General features: G+C 59.0%; 1 protein-coding gene. It reads right to left on the reverse strand.

Annotation, left to right across the window (positions count from 1 at the left end):
- Positions 1-641, reverse strand: a 641-nt coding sequence (locus QMX91_RS31335) for a calcium-binding protein (protein ID WP_282413917.1), incomplete at both ends; no start/stop codon positions are given.

Here is a 641-nt window from a genome sequence, read left to right on the forward strand (position 1 = left end):
GGGTGTCACCCTGAGCGTCGCCGCCAATGCCCGCGAGACCGACAGCATTAGCTCGGATATCGACATTGATCGCCTCGACAGACGTCGAGTAATCCACCACGTCAGCCGTTCCCGCACCGCCGTCAAATGCAAACACCCGACTGTCGGCGATGAAGGTATCGTTGAAGCCCGAGCCGAGGATTCGCTCAATGCCGGTGTAGGTATCGCCCGCTGCGATGCCGCTGTTGACACCGGTTTTCAAATTGATGCTGACGCCAACAGTACTGTCGCCGTAGCTGGCGGTATCTATGCCGGCGCCACCAATAAATTGATCGGCACCTGCGCCGCCATACAACAGGTCATTGCCGGCACCACCGGTAATAATGTTGTCGCTGGCATTGCCCCAGCCGATGAATGAAGCGTTGCCGGTATAGGTCAGACGCTCGACGTTGGCGCCCAGGTAGATCTGGCCGAAGTTGCTGCGTACTTCATCGTTACCGCCACCCGCCTGTTCGATGACCGTGCCGCCACTGCTGTTGAGAACGTAGACATCATCCCCCGCTCCCCCCTCGAACGTCGCAGTGGCCGAATCGAGATTGAAGGTGTCGTTGAACGCCGTGCCGATCACCTTTTCAATGCCGCTCAGGGTGTCACCCTGAGCG

The organism is Pseudomonas sp. PS01299, assembly GCF_029960145.1.
GTDB lineage: Bacteria > Pseudomonadota > Gammaproteobacteria > Pseudomonadales > Pseudomonadaceae > Aquipseudomonas > Aquipseudomonas putida_A.